At 56.9% G+C, this 18,162-nt stretch carries 15 protein-coding genes and 3 pseudogenes; 12 read left to right on the top strand and 6 right to left on the bottom strand.

The window, feature by feature from the left end:
• Positions 1–443 (top strand): annotated as a pseudogene (locus tag ASB66_RS26320) (DEAD/DEAH box helicase); the annotation flags it as partial.
• A 20-nt stretch (positions 444–463) separates the two neighbouring features.
• Here ASB66_RS26320 and ASB66_RS20995 read toward each other — a convergent pair.
• From ASB66_RS20995 to ASB66_RS21015, 5 genes are all read right to left on the bottom strand, one after another.
• Positions 464–793, bottom strand: coding sequence for a helix-turn-helix domain-containing protein (locus ASB66_RS20995; RefSeq protein WP_081088938.1), 330 nt, complete (start codon positions 791–793; stop codon positions 464–466).
• Complete coding sequence (locus ASB66_RS21000; RefSeq protein WP_060716701.1) at positions 783–1,394, bottom strand: hypothetical protein; 612 nt, start codon at positions 1,392–1,394, stop codon at positions 783–785. The genes ASB66_RS20995 and ASB66_RS21000 overlap by 11 nt, the downstream gene beginning before the upstream one ends.
• Positions 1,395–1,398: 4 nt before the next feature.
• Positions 1,399–1,989, bottom strand: a complete 591-nt coding sequence (locus ASB66_RS21005) for a ComF family protein (protein WP_060716700.1) — start codon at positions 1,987–1,989, stop codon at positions 1,399–1,401.
• A gap of 318 nt (positions 1,990–2,307) precedes the next feature.
• Complete coding sequence (locus tag ASB66_RS21010) at positions 2,308–3,915, bottom strand: hypothetical protein (protein WP_141747315.1); 1,608 nt, start codon at positions 3,913–3,915, stop codon at positions 2,308–2,310.
• 395 nt (positions 3,916–4,310) lie between these two features.
• On the bottom strand, positions 4,311–4,892 hold the full coding sequence (locus ASB66_RS21015; protein WP_060716698.1) for a recombinase family protein: 582 nt from the start codon (positions 4,890–4,892) through the stop codon (positions 4,311–4,313).
• A gap of 137 nt (positions 4,893–5,029) precedes the next feature.
• On the opposite strand from ASB66_RS21015, the gene ASB66_RS21020 reads away from it, so the two are divergent.
• From ASB66_RS21020 to ASB66_RS21035, 6 genes and pseudogenes are all read left to right on the top strand, one after another.
• Positions 5,030–7,996: a Tn3 family transposase gene (locus tag ASB66_RS21020; RefSeq protein WP_070167330.1), complete on the top strand. Its 2,967-nt coding sequence runs from the start codon at positions 5,030–5,032 to the stop codon at positions 7,994–7,996.
• Between the two features lie 98 nt (positions 7,997–8,094).
• Positions 8,095–8,829, top strand: a complete 735-nt coding sequence (locus ASB66_RS21025) for a fumarylacetoacetate hydrolase family protein (protein ID WP_060716696.1) — start codon at positions 8,095–8,097, stop codon at positions 8,827–8,829.
• 57 nt (positions 8,830–8,886) lie between these two features.
• A pseudogene (locus tag ASB66_RS26820) lies at positions 8,887–9,591 on the top strand (VOC family protein); the annotation flags it as partial.
• 51 nt (positions 9,592–9,642) lie between these two features.
• Positions 9,643–11,223: pseudogene (locus tag ASB66_RS21030) on the top strand (efflux RND transporter permease subunit); the annotation flags it as partial.
• 258 nt (positions 11,224–11,481) lie between these two features.
• Positions 11,482–11,940, top strand: a complete 459-nt coding sequence (locus tag ASB66_RS26825; RefSeq protein WP_234823945.1) for a hypothetical protein — start codon at positions 11,482–11,484, stop codon at positions 11,938–11,940.
• On the top strand, positions 11,868–12,749 hold the full coding sequence (locus tag ASB66_RS21035) for a patatin-like phospholipase family protein (RefSeq protein WP_234823943.1): 882 nt from the start codon (positions 11,868–11,870) through the stop codon (positions 12,747–12,749). The genes ASB66_RS26825 and ASB66_RS21035 overlap by 73 nt, the downstream gene beginning before the upstream one ends.
• Before the next feature lie 33 nt (positions 12,750–12,782).
• On the opposite strand, the gene ASB66_RS21040 is transcribed toward ASB66_RS21035, so the two are convergent.
• Complete coding sequence (locus ASB66_RS21040; protein WP_060716695.1) at positions 12,783–13,310, bottom strand: MarR family winged helix-turn-helix transcriptional regulator; 528 nt, start codon at positions 13,308–13,310, stop codon at positions 12,783–12,785.
• A 157-nt stretch (positions 13,311–13,467) separates the two neighbouring features.
• Between ASB66_RS21040 and ASB66_RS21045 the strand changes: the two genes are divergently transcribed.
• From ASB66_RS21045 to ASB66_RS21060, 5 genes are read left to right on the top strand one after another with little or no spacing between them, the layout of a single operon-like run.
• Positions 13,468–14,013, top strand: a complete 546-nt coding sequence (locus ASB66_RS21045; protein WP_060716694.1) for a flavin reductase family protein — start codon at positions 13,468–13,470, stop codon at positions 14,011–14,013.
• A 47-nt stretch (positions 14,014–14,060) separates the two neighbouring features.
• Positions 14,061–15,353: an acyl-CoA dehydrogenase family protein gene (locus ASB66_RS21050; protein ID WP_060716693.1), complete on the top strand. Its 1,293-nt coding sequence runs from the start codon at positions 14,061–14,063 to the stop codon at positions 15,351–15,353.
• A 56-nt stretch (positions 15,354–15,409) separates the two neighbouring features.
• Positions 15,410–16,129 (top strand): MFS transporter, encoded by a 720-nt coding sequence (locus ASB66_RS26830; protein WP_234823938.1) that lies wholly within the window; start codon positions 15,410–15,412, stop codon positions 16,127–16,129.
• A 44-nt stretch (positions 16,130–16,173) separates the two neighbouring features.
• Entirely contained in the window at positions 16,174–16,731 is a 558-nt protein-coding gene (locus ASB66_RS26835) for an MFS transporter (RefSeq protein ID WP_234823939.1), read from the top strand.
• Complete coding sequence (locus ASB66_RS21060; protein ID WP_234823940.1) at positions 16,728–18,140, top strand: carbohydrate porin; 1,413 nt, start codon at positions 16,728–16,730, stop codon at positions 18,138–18,140. Before ASB66_RS26835 ends, ASB66_RS21060 begins: the two co-directional genes overlap by 4 nt.
• Positions 18,141–18,162: the final 22 nt, after the last annotated feature.

The raw sequence follows: 18,162 nt of genomic DNA on the forward strand, positions 1-18,162 counted from the left end.
CGAGAAACTGGCGCCGGGAAATTCCGGATCTATTGCTGGAGCTTGATGATGAGGGAATTGACGTGGAGTTGTTCTTTCAGCTTGAACGTACGGTAACGTTCAAGCTCACTACTTTGCTGAGCGACGCCAATGAACTTCACAAGGTCATCGTCGATCCCAATGTAGATGTGTCACCTTTTATTGCGCGACTGGGGCATGCGTTTTTGCCCGGCGCCGTTTATCAGCTAGAAGAGTACGGGCTACCAAGAATGATTTCGCGAAAAATTCATCGGAGCGGCGCCATGAATTTCAACGACCCCAGCCTTGATCTGCCCACCGCGATAAAAGCTTTTCAGTCGATAGGCTTGGAAACTATCAGCAAAATACCTAGCCTTTCCCGTTTTGACGTATATGTACTGAAGTTCTTTTATGAAGGGATCACTCAGGATCCAATCAAGAGTTAGCCTTCGACTATAATGATCAATTAGACAGCGTCGCTGACACGCATTTCAACATTCAACCCAGCAGCAGCAGCCATATTGATCAACGTGTCCAAGCCGAAAACGCCTACCTCGTGCCGGAGCAGATCTGACACACGAGGCTGAGTTACGCCAAGTAGCCGGGCAGCTTCCGCCTGCGTCCAACCCTTTGCTTTCACACGGCTCCCAATCGCCGTGATTAAAATCACACGCAATTTCATGTTTTGGGCACATGCGGAGTCTCCATCCGCTGGATTGGTCGCATTGGCTATGCTTTTTTCGCCCCCCGAAACCACACGCTTGGAGGTGGTCTCATGGTAGGGTCTAGGCGCCATATGGGGTGCGTTTTTTTTTGCTCTTTTGCTCTAGCTCGCTGTCGTTGACATCGAGAGTGAATTGCTTTTGCGATATGTCCGCAATTTTCGAGGATAGGCCGATCTTTTCCTCTGCTTTGGTACGAGCGTGGTCGGACATAAACGTAAGCAGGTAGTTCAACCCCTCTTCGTCAGCGACAGTGACGAAATCCTTATTTTTATTTACGAACACAACGGACTTTTTGTCTTCTTTTATTAGCTGAATGACATTGCTCAGTGTGCCTGTGCTCTTGCAATCCCAAACCATTAGGCCGTAATTGCTGGCGTGGGCCATCTCGATGTCTTTAGCAGTGTAAAAGGCTCGACTACCGGGCGGCGCTTTCGGGTGAATATGAGTGACCGGCCATTCAGCCAAGTTATTGCGCGGCCGATCACCGCTGCAAAAGACGGTCACTCTCTTAGCGCCATACTCAACAAGGCACTGTTGGATCGATGTATCCGCGCCGTCTGCGTCTCCGACGACAATATCGAGGTCGGACGCGACGATCTTCTCAATCCTACTTTTAACTTTCTCATGCAGGCGGCTGATTGATATGGAACCTGCGATAAAAACGGTGTTCATTGGCTCACTTCCAAGTCACGGCAACAGCGTAGACCCGTGCGATCTTCGGGTAGGTCTTAAGTGTTTTACACACCGCGTCCATCGTTGCGCCAGTATCATATAGGTCATCTAACAGTAAGGCGTTCCAACTACCATCGCCAGAAATCTGATCGTTAATCGAAAAACGCCCAGCGAGCGCGGCATCCTTTTCTGCCTTTGTGTTTAAATTCTTGAGCGGCGTGCCGCCCTCAGGAGCCGGAGCCTTTACGATGATGTTGTTGAACACGCTGGCGTCAATGACCTTGGCCAGTTCGTTGGCGATCTCATCGACAGGTTGTCTGGCACGCAGGGTGGACGCAGGCATGGGTACTATCAACCCTATCGTTTCAAATAGTGGTAGAATTGACGTCTTAATTTGGGCGGCTATCGGTCCAGCCTGCGACCAGTCATTGCGATATTTGAGCTGATAAAGTGCTTCTCCGGGCTCTGACCTGGTGGTGTCATAAGTAGGGTGGCCAAATTCATTGTGCCCGGTGAAGGTGCTGTGGAGAGAATGCTTGTGTAATGCGTATCCCAAATCCCAGGATCCTGTGATTTGCTTTATCTGAACTTGCATAAATTTGAACCCCCATGACGCCACCTCTGGTTGAGGACTATGTAATATATTGCTTAGAATGCAAGGCGAATGCGGGTTGCGGCATAATGTTAAAGTTGAACTTCTCTACGCCGGGGGGTAGCCGGAGAGCCGACAGGCAAGGGCTGGCTGCAAAGCTCGGAATTGCGGCGCCGCTCGGCCGAATCGCCTTAAGCGTGTATGTCTATATGGAGATTTGTAAGGGGAGTGCGTCGATCCATCTTGACCGGTCACTGTGCATCCGTATTGCGGCGCCCGCAGGAACGATGCTAGCCAGCCCAAGACGTTGCACAGGAGCGTTCAAGCAGCACCCCAAACCTCCAAATCTGAGCCAACCGCGTTCGCCGATAGTCTTGCTGCAAGGAGTAACGTGTTGAGTTGTTTCATCTTCAGGGTTCTTCTTTGGGAAGCTTGGCCATTCGCACATTCGTCATGTTCGGTCTCCGTTAATTGAGGCTGAAGAATCACTACTCGCTTTTTGTAGCCGATGGGAAGCGCCTGAACTCGGGCGATAAGTCCAGTTCTGTCTGGTTGTCGAATACCGTTGTGCCAAACGGCGCCCGCGATAAGATGATGGCGTCCAGCGTCTAGCGTGTCTGTCAAGGATTGTCGTTCCAGATGACGAAGGTTCTTGACGGCTTGACCCGTAACGACCTCGTACTTCGACGCGGAGACTTCCCTTGTGACAGCCGAAGAGCCAGCCCCTTTTGCGTGGATCAGAGTGACAAGGTTTGTGGCATCATCAATGTGAACGAAATCAGCAAGTTCCATCGAACCGTCATCGCTAGCCAACCAGCCGGTGTTAAAAATGTCGTGGCAATAGCCAAATAGCGAGTCGTCGTGCTGACCCGGCGCCTTCGGCGTCCCGATAGACAAACCGAGGGTCTGCCCTACCAGTATAACTGGCTTTTCCTGTGTCACATTGTAATTGGCTAAGTTCTTGAACTGCCAATTGGGAAACCACTGGTCAGTGTAAGCGCTTCTGAAACATTTTCCTCCGGAAATAGTATGGCCACTGCCATAGTAGATTTTGAGCCAATCATATTCCGCTATCAGGGCATCGAAAGCCGCCCGGCCGGCCGCTCCTGTCACGGGTCGAGTCGTCCAGTCAAAACCGAGTGTGATCTTGTCGCCAGCTAGAGTCGGAGTGATAGATAGGTCTCCTAGTAGCGTCGTTTCGAAGGTCACTGTTGCGACGAGATTCGGTCCTGCGCCAGGAACCACGGAGAATTCGGCCCCGTAGGCCCATTGTGCGGCGCGTTCCTTCAGGGTCTGATCGGTGTCCTCAGCCAAAAGTTCCGGTGGAACCACGGCGATCGCGTCGCCGTCGCTGACGGTTGCCAGATCGTTAACCGCCTGCGCAAGAGCAGGGAAGCGCACGGTTGGTGGAGTCGCCCCGACCGAAGCCGCCACGTCGAGCAAGATCTCCGTGTCCGCTAAGAAGTCAGCCCAAGTCTTGGGGCGGTTGAGCCAGAGGCGAGCGTCATCTGGGGAGGCACCGACCACTTGACTCACTGCGCCACTCGACAGGACCAGCGGCACTTTGCTGCGGACCGCCTTAAAGGCGTAGGTCTGATCGCCGAGAGGATCAATGGCGAACTCCAATGCACGTCCCATCAAGGTCTTCGCGTCAGGCTTGGCGTCAGAGCGGGCGTGAATACCGTCTAACCACAGCGCTTTGGTCTCACTGCCGACGAAGCCGGATTCGATCTCGGTTCGGGAGATGGGGCGTGCCGCTGTGAGTTTGCGATCAATCTGCGGACGAACGGCAGACTCGGATGCAGAGATTGCGGCTAAGCTTCCTTTCACTGAAATGGTCAGGAGGTGGTGGGCCAGATCAGTATATGTTCCCGATGGCGCCCAGGCCGGTTCCGACCGGTGTTGATATTCAATGGTTACCGTGCGCAACGCACCGCTTACGATGGGTGGGGATGTTCTGAGGAGGGTTCTCGGGCCAACAGCCACGCCTATCAAAGCTTCGAGCTCAGCTGTGAGAGCCCGGAGAAGGCGGGCGTTGGCGATTTTGCCTACACCCCGCAAGAGCATGGGTGCAAGATAGGGGCGGAGCGGTATCGTAGCGTGCGAGCGAGCCATGCCCACAACTAATCAGTTTGGGACGATGTGTCGAGATTGATGATTGCGGGGTTCATCCTCATTCTCTGTGATTCAGCGGCGGTAAATGTTCGTCTGCTTGTGCGGGACAGGTATTCTATGTAGCTGTTGTAAAATTGAAGTATTCGGCAGCGAGGCTTCACGACACGAAAGTGGCGAATCTGTCCGACTTTTAAGAACGTATCCGGAACTCAGGTTGGTTTGACCGTGGATGTCGTTGCTTTTTCGGCCTTGAGAGCTTCGTAGAGGGCGGTTTTCCCGATTTTCACGCGGGCCGCGGCTTCCCGGACGTTCAAACCGGCCGCCAGATGCTGGCGGGCTTTGGCAAGTTTGTCCGGGGTTACGACGACTTGTCGGCCACCGCGTCGGCCGCGTTCCTCTGCGGCTTGCAGACCGGCACGTGTTCGTTCCCGGATCAGATCGCGCTCGAACTGTGCCAGCGCGCCGAACAGGTGGAAGACCAGGCGACCGCCGGATGTCGTGGTGTCGATGTTTTCGGTGATGGATCGGAAGCCGACGCCTTTGGCCTCCAGTTCGGTGATGATCTCGATGAGGTGCTTCATCAACCGGCCGAGGCGGTCGAGCTTCCAGACTGTGAGCGTGTCGCCGTCGCGAACGTAGCGGATCGCCTCCGCCAATCCGAGTCGGTCAGTCTTCGTGCCGGATGCCTTATCCTCGAACAGCCTTTCACAACCTGCTTTGCGCAAAGCGTCGAGTTGCAGGGCGGTGTCCTGGTCGCCGGTGGAGACCCTTGCATAGCCGATAGCGGTCATGAGACGTGGTTTGTCCGATTTGCCGTTTCATGACAAGGTTTGCGGACAAGAACTGTGGATGCCGCGAAACGTTCGTTTGTCGGACACGCATTTTCCGTTTCGCTGCACTCTCCGCGGCGAAACGGGAAGATCAGAGAATGGTGCGAAGAGCATTACTGAGCGAGGCATGGTGGCAACAGGCGACGATCATCCCGGATAACGAAAGGGAGATCGCCAAACATTACACGCTGGATCGATCGGATCTCGACCTGATCATGCGACAGAACAAGGCCTCGAACAGACTGGGCCTCGCCTGTGTTCTGGCCACGCTACGATACCCTGGCCGACCGCTTGCGGATGGCGAGGTCCTGCCGGCTGGCGTCTTACGATTTCTGGCGCGGCAGATCGGCGTCGATCACCATGAGATCGAACGTTATTTCGAGCGCCCACAGACGCGGCGCGAGCATCTGGCCCTGCTTTTCGACAGAATGCAGATGCGTCCGTTTGTGCCTTCGGACGTGCGGGCACTCACAGGCTGGCTGACACCTGCCGCACAAACCCTGCGCCACGCCGATGTATTGGCGGATATGGTCGTGGAAGAACTGCGACGCAGGAGAATTCTCTTGCCAGCGCGGCCAGCGCTCGAAGCCATCATTCATGTGGCGATCAGGCGCGGCATTCGTATTGCTCATCGGGCCTTGGCCGGCGGGATCTCAGAAGGCCAAAAGCTCGATCTGGACAAGCTTCTCGATCCGCGTGAGGGGACAAGCGTGACTATTCTTGCCTGGGCGAGAACGCCAGCATTGTCGCCAGCCGCCGTCAACCTCGACAGAATTGCCGAGCGCATTCGCTTTCTCCGGTCTCTGAACCTGCCGACGACGTTGATGGATCGCATTCCGGCCAAGGTCTTTGACGAATTTGCTGCAGAGGGGACGCGAATGAGCGCGCAGCATCTGCGCGACCTTAACACCGAACGCCGACATGCTGTCCTGGCTGCAACAGTGCTCCACCTTTCCCGCCATCTCACCGATTGCGCGATCGACATGTTCAAGAAACTCATGGGCATCCTGACGCGGCGAGCCAATAACCAGGCGGCTGCTCGCGTCACCCGATCCGTTCGGGAAGTGCAGACGCCGTTGAAGGACGTTTCAAAAGTCTGCCATGCGATCATCAAGGCCAGAGAGAAGGGTGAGGACATGGCCAAAGCGCTTGATCTGGTCATCCAATGGCCAGCTTTTACAACCAGTGTCCAGGCGGTCGATACGCTGATCGCGCCGGATGTTATCGACGGTAAAATCGAAATGCTCCAGCGCTATCCGACGATCAGGAAACTGGCGCCACAGTTTCTCTCCACTCTCGTGTTCCGCGGTCACGCAGTGGCGGCGAACCTCTTGCGGGCGCTATCCGTGGTCGCGGGTCTATATCGTACGGGCAAAAGGACCATACCCGACAAGGCACCGATCTCCTTTGCGCCGAAGGGCTGGATGCCTCTCATACTCAAAGATGGAAAGATTGATCGCAGGGCTTATGAGCTTTGCCTGTTCAGCGAATTGAAGCGCCGGCTCGATGCGGGCGATGTCTGGGTGGAAGGAGCCAAACGCTTCCAGTCTTTCGAAAGCTTTCTCATTCCCACGCCGACATTCGAGCTGATGCGTGAGGAAGGACCGCTTCCAATCGCCGTTGATACCGATGTCGAGACGTATCTTCGCCAACAGCGCCAGCTGCTGAACGATGGACTGGCTGACCTCTCGCGTCTGGCCGCAGCCGGCGAGCTCGACGATGTAGAACTGACCGGGGCGGGGTTTAGCGTCACGCCGCACAAGGCTATGTTTCCGGACATCGCCAAGTCGCTGAAGCTAAAGGTGGAAAGCCGTCTGCCTGCGATCCGCATCACTGACCTTTTGCTCGAGGTTGACGCCCGAACGGAATTTTCGAACGCCTTTACCCATTTGCGCAGCGGTCGGACGGCCGACAACAAGCTTGCGCTCCTCACCGCCATCCTGGCGGACGGGATCAATCTCGGTCTCACGAGAATGGCGGACGTTTCCCCCGGCATTACGATGCGCCAACTCGCCTGGGCGCACGACTGGCATATTCGCGAGGAAGGTTACACGGCCGCGCACGCCATTCTCGTCAACGCCCAGAGGCAATTGCCTCTGGCAAGCTTGTGGGGCGATGGAACAACGTCATCCTCCGATGGCCAGTATTTTCCGGCGGGCGGACACGCCGAGGCGATCGGCGACCTCAACGGCCGCTATGGTCCCAACCCCGGCGCCAAATTCTACCGGTTCACCTCTGACCAGTACGGCGCTTTCTACATCATCGCCATGAATGCCAATGCGAGCGAAGCCATCTATGTCCTCGATGGACTGCTCTATCATGGCAGCGATCTCGCCATCGGAACCCACTATGTCGATACCGGCGGGGTAAGCGATATGAGCTTCGCCCTTTGCCATCTCGTTGGTTTCCAGATTGTGCCTCGGCTGCGCGGTCTCAAGGATCGCAAGCTCTATCTTTTCCCGCGCGACGCGCCTCCCGAAAACCTGGCGCCGCTCGTTGGCGAGCACATCAACGTCGAGCGGATCAAGGCAAACTGGAACGACATCCTGCGGCTGGTCACGACGATCCGTTCCGGGCAGGTTCGGCCTTCGACCCTGTTGGCAAAGCTGTCCGCATTCCCACGCCAGAACGGACTGGCGTTGGCGCTACGCGATCTCGGTCGCATCAATCGGTCCATCTTTCTGCCCCAGTGGTGGCAGAACCCCGAAATGCGCAGGAACGCGACGGCCGGCCTCAACAAGAGCGAATCCCAGAACACCTTGGCCCGCGCACTGTTCTTCAATCGCCTCGGAGAATTGCGCGACCGGACTTTCGAGAGCCAGTTCTACCGAGCATCTGGACTGAACCTGCTAATCAACGCCATCGTCTACTGGAACACACTCTATCTTGAACCGGCGTTCGCCGAGCTCAACCGAGATGGCATTCCCACGCCGCTTGACATCATCAAACACATTACCCCACTCGGCTGGCAGCACATCAGTCTCACCGGCGATTACATCTGGACCCCAACAGACGGCGTTGATCTCAGGCCATTGCGGCGCGAAACATCTATCCTCGCAGCGTGATCACCATACGTTCTCAAAAGTCGGACAGATCCAACACTTTCGTGTCGTGACGCCTGAAAGTCGGCGACCCCGGTTATCCAGGCAATCTTGAGGAGATTTTGCGGGCGGGCGAGATCGTCGAAGCTGGCAAGGTGCTTCTGCAAGGACGCTCGGTTGATCTTGCCGAGATCGAATTTTTGCCGCCGGTTTCGAATGCATCGAAAGTCATCTGCGTTGGTCTGAACTACGCGGACCATGCTGCCGAGGGTGGTTCGAAAGTGCCGGACTATCCGACTGTCTTCGCCCGCTTCAACTCCAGCCTGATTGGCCATGGTGCGCCTCTTGTGTGCCCGAAGGTGTCCGAACAGTTCGATTACGAAGCTGAGATGGTCGCCATCATCGGAAAGGGCGGCCGTGCGATATCGGAAGCCGAGGCCCTCTCGCACGTTGCCGGTTACTCCGTCTTCAACGACGGTTCGGTACGCGATTATCAGCTTCGCACACCGCAATGGACGATCGGTAAGAATTTCGACGGAACCGGAGCATTCGGACCGGCCTTCGTGACTGCTGACGAACTCGAGCCCGGCGCGACCGGTCTGCGCATCCAGACCAGGCTGAACGGCCGTGTCCTACAGGATGCCTCGACGAGCGACCTCGTTTTCAGCGTGGCGCGTCTTGTCTCCCTCATCAGCGCGGCCATGACCCTTGAACCGGGCGATGTCATCGTCACCGGCACTCCTGCGGGCGTCGGCCTTGGCCACAACCCCCCGATCTTCATGAAGGAAGGCGATGTCTGCGAGATCGAAATCGAAAAGATCGGTCTTCTGAGCAATCCGGTCGTCAAGGAAAAGTGAGGCGGACGGTTCGGGCATCGCAAGCGGAGGAATAAGATGACTTACATGATACGACAGATGGGCCACGTGGCCTTCTACTCACCCGATCCGGAGAATGCCGCCCAGGATCTCGTCGAAATCGTCGGGATGAGGATTACCGAGCGCGACGGCGACACGGTCTATCTGTCCAGCAATGACCGTCACCATGAGATCAGCTTCACCAAGGGTGGATCGGGCACCGCGATCGCGATCGGCCTCGAAGCCGTCTCAGTCGAGGCCGTCGATGAAGTGAAGCGACGTGCCCAATCCGACGGTCTGGAGATCATCGACGACAAGCCCCTCGGAAAACATTACGACAAGGCCGTCCGGCTGGTCGCTCCGGGTGGCGCTGTCCTGGAAATACATACTCCGATCGCTCGCAACCAGCCCCGGCGTTATAATGGTGTCGGCGCCAATCCCAAGCGTATCGAACATGCCAATGCATTCGCGCCCAACGTTGCGGCATTCGGAGACTTCGTCGAAAAGGTCCTGGGCATGAAGTTGTCGGATCGCACCGCCGATGACAAGTTGCGATGGTACCGCGCCGAGGACGGCTTCCATCATGCGATCGCGATGGGGACGGGAGACAGCGTCCTGCATCATTACGCGTTTGACCACTTTGCAGTGGAAGACCTCGTCAAGATCGCCGACACGCTCTCGCTCAAGGGCAGAGCTATGGCCTGGGGGCCAGGACGTCATGGGGCCGGCGAAAACATCTTCACTTACTACGCCGATCCGCACGGCTGCATCGTCGAGAATTCGGTGCAGATGGCACATATCGATAACGATGCTGTGTACCTGGCCGTTGTAAAAGCCTGCCTCGGCCACCGGAAGCTGACGATTTTCGGCGTCTGCGTTTTCCTCGGCCTCTCAGTTTCGGCCATCCCTCTTCTCAAATCAGGATTCCTGCCGGCGTCGGACGACGCACAGACGAAAGTCACGCTCACACTGCAGCCGGGAAGCACTATAGAGCAGACAGACGCCGTGACGCGCCAGGCCGCGGGCATCATCGCGAAGCTGTCGGACGTGACCCGTGTGTTCTCCTCGGTCGGCACCGCCTCCTCGGGAGGCGGCCTGGAGTCCTCAACAACAAATGACGTCACTTCAGCAACACTCGTCGTTGATCTGACACCGATCGGAGATCGTGATCGCAAGCAGTCAGAGATCGAAAACGCCATCCGGCAGGCGCTTGCCGTGCTGCCGGGCGTGAGGGTCGAAGTCGGTTCGGGAGGCAACGGAACCACGCTCGAGATCACGCTTGCCAGTGACGACTCCAATGTGCTCGATCAAGCCGGCAGCGCGCTTGAGGAGCAGTTGCGCACTCTCAAGGGCATTGGCGCCGTTACCTCCAGTGCCTCACTCCAGGCCCCGGAGATCCAGATCGTCCCCGATTTTACGCGCGCCGCAGCACTTGGCGTGACGTCGGAGTCGATTTCCGAGGCGGTGCGCGTCGCGACCAATGGCGACTACTCTTCTTCGATGGCAAAGCTCAATCTGCCGCAACGCCAGGTATCGATCCGCGTGCGGCTCGATCCCGGGAACCGCACGACCCTGGACGACATCGCCAATCTCCGCGTCAGCGGGACCAACGGCAGCGTCGATCTCGGTTCCATCGCCGAAATTGGCATCGGCGGCAGCCCGTCGGAAATCAACCGCATCGACCGCTCCCGCAACATCACCCTTTCCGTCGAGCTGAACGGCCGGATTCTTGGCGACGTTAACCGAGAAGCCCAGGAACTACTCGCACTGAAGAACCTTCCGCAGGGCGTCCACCTTGTCGAACAGGGAGAACTGCAGCGCAGCTCTGAATTGTTTGAAAGCTTCGGCATTGCCATGGCCATTGGCGTGTTCTGCATTTACGCCGTGCTGGTTCTTCTCTTCCACGATTTCCTGCAACCACTCACAATCCTCATGGCGTTGCCGCTGTCGCTCGGCGGAGCACTTCTGCCGCTCATTGTCACCGGTACAAGCTTCTCGATGCCAGCGGTGATTGGACTGCTCATGCTGATGGGCGTCGTAACGAAGAATTCCATCTTGCTTGTTGAGTATGCCATCATGTCGAGACGCGGTGGCATGTCGCGATTTGATGCTCTGGTGGATGCGTGCCACAAGCGAGCGCGGCCGATCATCATGACCACGATCGCCATGGGATGCGGCATGCTGCCCGTGGCACTGAGCCTCACCGGCGGCGATGGAAGTTTCAGGCAGCCTATGGCAATCGTCGTGATCGGCGGGCTACTAACCTCGACGTTCCTCAGCCTCCTCGTTATCCCGGTCATCTTCACCTTCATCGATGACTTTCTCGAGCTGCTCAAGCGGCCGTTTCGTGGGAGGCAGGCGAAAGAGACGCAGCCAATGCCGGCGGAGGCTGGCTGACGCCTCCGCGGTGGGAGCATGAAATGTGCGAGGACACGTCAACATGGACGATCATCGGATGCGAAGCCGGTTGGCGCAACATCTTGCAGCCCATCTGATGGCGCTGGTGCGGCTCATACTCGCACAGGCGATTCAGACGATCGCAGTTCTCCTGCTTCGGAGCCTGAGCGCCACTGTGCTCAATGGGAGCATTCTCGCCGGAAGTTCATGGGAGCGGATCATTGAGTGGGGTAGCAGGTTTCTCAGTAAGGATGCCGAATGGATCGACGTTTCGCCTTCGCGTGGTTTGCATTTAAGCGTTCGACGCCAGCAGCTTTGGCTGAACCGGCGCGCGTTGATAGCTCACTTTCACGCTCAGGTACGCGAAGGATGCGCAAGCCAGGGAACAGTGTGCTTTCATTCATCCTTGTCGTTGTGCTCTGCATCCCTGTGTACGGCTGCGTGACGACAACCCGGGCAGTCTATTCGGCCAGCGAAGCGGCAGTTGCCGAAGTCGATGGCTTCGACAACATCCGTGCTTATGCCGATGCCCCGGATAGCAGCATTAGAGACCAGACACAGTGGTTGCCCCGCACGACCGGCAGGAACCTCAACGTTCTCTGCGTCTCGGGGGGAGGTTCGGGAGGGGCATTTACGGTTGGCTCCTGTCCGCCTGGAGCGATCAACATACACGGCCAGTATTCGATGTTGTCACAGGTGTCAGCACAGGTGCGCTGATAGCACCTTACGCATTTCTCGGCTCCGCATACGACAAGTCGCTCGCCGGCCTTTACACCGGTGGTCAGGCGAGAGAGCTCGTGGACATGAGGTGGATGGGAACCGGTCTTTTTGGAACAAGCCTTCTCAAGGGGGAGCGCTTGCGGCAGATGGTTTCCAACTACATAACAAATGATATCCTGCAAAAGGTTGCAGCTGAGCACCGCCGCGGAAGACGGCTGTTCGTTCTGACGACCAATCTCGATTCCCAGCGGGGCGTGCTCTGGAACATGGGCGCTATTGCAAACAGCGGCCGGCCCGATGCGCTGGCGCTTTTTCGGGATGTCCTGATCGCCTCCGCCAGCATACCGGGCGTCTTTCCAGCGGTGACAATCAAGGCGAAATCCGGGGCCAGGCAGATCGAGGAGCTGCATTCCGATGGCGGCTCATCCATGCAATTCTTTGGATTGCCTGACGCGGTGCTCGCCTCGCCAGGCAAACCACCACCTCTCAACAATCGCCATCCCGAAATGTACGTGATCGTGAACAACGCCCTCATGCCGGAGTTCGCCGAGACGAAGAATTCGACGATCTCGGTGGCCGGACGGTCCTACGCAACGATGGTTAAATCTCAGACCAAACAGGCTTTGCTTGCCCTCTATAACCATAGTCAAAGAACCGGCAGTCGATTGAGGATCGCATGGATCGACAAACAGATTCCCTATTCGATGCTCGATCCCTTCAATACCGACTATATGCGAGCTGTCTATGCGGACGGATACAATCAGACCAAGGTCGGTATGATATGGAAGAACGCGCCAGTCTTTTGAGCCAGGCGTTGCAGCAAGCGGCGGGGGTCTGTTTCAGGAAGGCAGAAGAGAAATCAACTTCGCCAACGCCGCAACCAAATCGCGCCGTTCGGAGAATTCAAGAGCACGAATGCCCTGGAGCAGATGAGACGACTTCGCAACTTCTTCCCTCGTCCTGTTCAAAAGTTCCCGACCTGCCTCCGTAATTTCAACGTAGATCGTTCGCTTATCTGAAGGATGCGGTACCCGTTTAAGGCACTTTCGCTGCTCCAGTTTGGTTAGCCGCCCCGTGATGGCGCCAGTCGTCACCATGCAGAGTTCCGCAAGATCGCTCGGTCGAACAGGGCGGTCCTCCGGACGCTGAGCGAGATGGGTCAGAACATCGATATCACCCACTCCAAGACCAAAAGGCGTGAGAATTGCCTGGAGAGATTCCTGATCCAGCTGATAAAGGTGCCGTATCCTCATAGCAATCGCAATCGGAGAGCTGTCTTCGCCGGGGAAATCAATTTCCCACTGTCGAACAAGTTCCTCGAACACCTTTTGGGTTTGAGATACAACGCGATCGCTACTATCTAACATGTCTAAATCCGATTCATGCGGCCTAGCCTTTACTTACCAAAGCCGGGCATGATGCGCAAAGGGTCCACGCGTAGCCGCGTCCATCACTAATCGCATATGACGCTTGACAGACGATATCTTAGATCTAAGATACCTCTAAACGATATGGGAGGTATCGATGAAAATAAATGCTGCTGCTGCGCCGCCGCTTCCTTATTCGCCACAGGTACAAGCTTACCCCAGCCGGAACGAGTTGAAGGACGTCTTTGGTCGTCTCCCGTCCGGAGTGGTAATCGTCACAAGTATCGCCGAAGATCAACTCACGGGCGCGACTGTCAGCTCCTTCAGTTCGCTATCATTTGACCCACCTTTGGTCGTCTTCGGCCTCGCACAAAAGTCAAAGACGCTCCAGGCGATTTTGCACTCGAGGAAGTTTGCTGCTCACATCGTTTCCGAGCCCAACCGCGAGCTCGCCCTCCGGTTTTCATCGGACGGGCATGACAAATTCGAAGGGTTGGTCTGCACGCTATCTCGCTACGGAGTTCCGGTCCTTCCCGGGTTCGATGCGTCCATCGAGTGCTCCTTGGACGGTACGCATATCATCGGAGATCACCAACTCCTGATCGGCGGGGTTCTTGCCACCTCGACCAATGATGAAGTCAGCGCGCCGGTGGCGTGGTTTCGCAGAGACTTTCATTCATGTGTACCCTTTGCCGCCCCGTGAACACAGGGCACCATCAGCACCAAAAAACAAGGAATTATAGCGTGGACATGAACTTGAAGCTGTTTAAGGAGTCGGCCACGAACGTGCTTGAATCGCCTTACTCCAGTGAGATCGGACGCGGCGTTCGGGAAAAAGCCGCTAAACTCGTTCCCCTGTTGCGCAAGAATGCGTTGGAGGGCGAAAAGCTCGGCGCCTTGAGCCGCGAAAGCCTTCAAGCGCTTAACGATATCGGCGCGTTTCGGCTTACGCTTCCGACCGATTTCGGAGGTTATGCGCTCGGAGCGCGTGACGTGGTCGAGATTGTCAGCGAAATCGGTCGCGGCGACGGTGCCGCGGGGTGGATGGTGTTCGTCGCGGGGGGCTTGCGCAATATCATCTCCTTTCCGGACGACGCGGTCCGGGAAATCTTCGACGGGGGACAGAATTGGGTCGGACCGCTTGCCGCCGGAGCCTCAATCTTCGCGACCAAGGTTGGTTCTGCTCGCCGCGTCGAAGGGGGCTGGATGCTCAGTGGATCGTGGCACTTCGGCAGCGGCTGCAAGCATGCAAAATGGATCGCCGTTGGCGTCGATTACGAGCGTGCCCCGGGAGAGATGAGCCGTGCAATGGCCATCCTTCAAGCTGACCAGGTAGAGATCGTCGACAATTGGCACGTGATGGGATTGAAGGCGACATCATCGAACAGTCTCACAGTAAAGGAAGAGCAATTCGTTCCCGATCGACGCTTCATGGACATGCGTGATTTCCCGATAAGGATGGACGAAACGCGCCGGCGTTACAGCGGCCTCGCCAGCAAATTCGATGCGCGTGGCCTGATGCTTCTCACCAACCTTACTCACATGGCGATTGTCCTTGGGATGGCTCGAGGCGCATTCGAATGCTACGTCGAGATGGCCAAGAAGCAGCAACCCTTCAATCTGCCTTATGCAAAAGTTGCTGAAATGGCCTCGACGCAGGTCTGCGCGGCGAAGGCCTATGCCATGATCAAGATGGCGGAGGCGGTTGCCGATCGCAGCGCCGACATTCTCGATCGCCATGCACTCGAAGGCATCGAGATCACTCGCGACCAGGAACAGGCAATGATGATGGAGTCCGTCTACGCGACAAACTCCCTCGATGCCGTCCTCAGCATGCTTCAACTCAGTATCGGGTCGGCGACCGCGAGCGAAAACAATCCAGTGCAGCGCTTTGCCCGCGATGTACGCGTCGCTCTGCTGCATGGTGCGGTTCGTCTCGACCCGACGGCAGAAATTTTCGGGAGGCACCTTATGGGAATTGAACCATTCCCGATGTTCGCGGGTGGTCTTCCAGACCGGTCGCCACCCGCATCGGCCGCATGAATCAGGGGCTTGTGCGGTAGGAGGCCGCGCAAGAAGCAACTCGGGAGGAGAGAGTTTTGGAACAGGGAGTAAGAGCGCACGCGGTCGGCAGGCCAGTGGCGGTGCGTGGATTTGAATACAGCGCGGAGGCTTGGAGGGTTCTCGGGGCGCTTTGGCTGGTAGTGCTCCTGGTTGTGGCGGTGCCTAGCGCCGGCATCTCCGTAATCAACGCTCAGATGATAGAAGATCTCAATCTCGATCGTTCAGTCTTCGGTTTGGGCTTCGGCGTGTTCGTCTTGATGATGGGCCTCCAGGGTCCTGTCGTGGCGATACTGATGAGGAAATTCGGATATCAGCGCACAGTCACGTTTGGCTGTTTCGTTCTGCTTGTCGGATCTGTTTCCATGGCGTCCGTCGTGAACACCGGCTGGCAGTATGTCATCGCCTTCGGGTTAGTCGTCGGGACCGGTGTATGCGTCGCTGGCATGTTGCCTGCGCAAGCGGCTATTGCGCGGTGGTTTCACGTCCGCCGCGCCTTGGCAGTCTCGGTCGTGCTTTCGGCCATCGAGTTTGGTGGGTTCCTGTCGCCACCGGCCCTTGACCGCTTGCTGGCGGTTTCGGGCAACAACTGGCGCCTCGGCTGGTGGGTGATCGCAGGCCTCGCCTCCGTCGCCTTGCTTACCGTCCGGTTCGCCCTGAACGAACGCGATATTGAGCGGCTCGTAGTTGAAAACCCTACGATTTCTCAAGCGGAGGGGAGACTGCTGTTTTCAAGAGCCAGATCTACTGGACTCTGAAGGAGGCGGTAAAAAGCAGATCCTATTGGCTCATCCTCGCTTATATGAGCGTTGCTGGAGTGGCGTGGGTATTTCTGATGGCGCACGGGGTCGTCCACCTGCAGGACGTTGGCTACACGTCAGCGGACGCGGCTATGGCCATGGCGATCACGATCGTCGCCTCCTTCGTCGGCAATATGACGGCAGGATTTTTGGGTGATCGCATATCGCCGGCAATCATTGCCGCAGCCAGTATGGTGCTCGTCACCCTTGGCTTCTATCTGCTGAGGCAACCGCAGGGCTTTGCGGGGATACTGCTTTACGCCGTGCCTGCGAGGATCGGTTACGGTGCTTCGCAAGTCTGCATTATGGCGCTTTTGGGAAACTACTTCGGGCGAGAAGCCTTCCCGTCGATGTTCGGTTCGATGATGCCGGTATCCACGTTCTGCGCAGCATCGGGAGCGGCCGGCGCCGGAGCGATTTTCGACCAGACCGGATCTTACGCGCTGATGTTCAACATCATTATCGGCCTCTGCATCATTGGCGCACTCGCCGTGCTGCTCGCCTCGCCGCCCAGACTGAACAGAATTGAAGAATATCCTGCCGGGGGAGCAGGCCGATGAAAGCATCAACTTACATATGGGAGGGGAAAATGCGCGTCCGACTTGGCTATGCCGCCTCGATTGTTCTTGTGACTGCAGCTACTGCTTGTGCAGATGATAACGGCCTTGCCATCGCGGTGCCGCCAGTTAATCCGGTCGGCAGCGTCCAGGAACCCGTATTCGTTGGACCATTGTCGGAAACCGGCAAATGGCTTCACGACAACGGAGTCGATATTCAACTTGATTATGTGAACATCTATCAGAATGCACCGTCCTTTGGATTCGAAGGAGGCTCCTCCGCAAATTACGGAATGTTCGTCTTCGGAGCCACGGGCAACCTGACGCCTGACCTGAGGATCAAATGGGTCGAGACAATCAACTACCCATCGTACAACACTGACAATTATCTCTTCGATCTGTCGAACGCATTTTTTCCGGTGCCTGTTGTGGATTCACGGACTGATCTGACGCGCCTGACGATCGAAGCCGATTTCCTTGATGACAGGCTTCAGATCGAGGCGGGCAGAATGGGACTCGGAAAAGACTTCATGACGCGGGGCTTTTGCGGGGGGCTCGGATGTCTGAACTCGACGCTGGCGACAACTCTCAATATGCCGGGGGAATCGCTTTCAGTTTGGGGTGCGCGCGCAGGCTATCATTTCACGCCCAATACCGCGATCGGTTTCGGGGTCGTTGAGGACAATCCAGACAACTGGCAGGAGGGAAATGGCTGGGACTGGGGCAAGGGTGATGCCGAGGGCGTAATTGCGATCGCGAACCTCACGCACCAGGAGTCGTTTTTCGATAATCCGAATCCGTTGAAATTTGAGGTTGGCGCCTACTATCGCTCCACGCGTTATGAGGATGCTCTCTACAATTCCGGTTGGGGTAACCCGACCTTTGGGCCGGCACCCACGATCGTCGAGCACGAAGGCACGACCGGCGTTTACGGGCAGGTCCGCAAAGTCGTCTGGAGCGCGCCAGGTGCTGGGCCCGTTCCAGAGAACATCGCGCTCTATGGCGGATTGTTTCACACCTTCGGCGACGGTCAGGCCTATCCGTGGGAGGCCTATGCGGGGATCGAATATTCGGGCTTCTGGGCGGAAAATCCCGTCGCCACGATTGGCGCTTCGGTGCATTACATCGGGCTCAGCGAGAAGCGTGCGCAATACGAGAGAAACGCGCGACTATTCTTTTCCGGCATCGACGAGAAGCAGCCGCGGGATACGTTCATGTTCGACGTCCATGGAAGCGTTGGACTTTTCGAGCGCGGTGTTCTCGATCTCGGCGCCGCCTATATCGTCAACCCCAACACGTCTGTGCTCGCAGATTATTCCTCCGGCCGGCAGAAGGACGGCTTTGTCTTCTATGCCACCCTTGCCTTCGACATCAGCGGCGGCCTCGGACTCTCCCCGTTGCGCCGGCCGTGAGGACGTCGTTGCGGACCACAAA

The sequence above is a fragment of the Gillisella vitis genome (genome assembly GCF_001541345.2).
Classification (GTDB): Bacteria; Pseudomonadota; Alphaproteobacteria; order Rhizobiales; family Rhizobiaceae; genus Allorhizobium; species Allorhizobium vitis.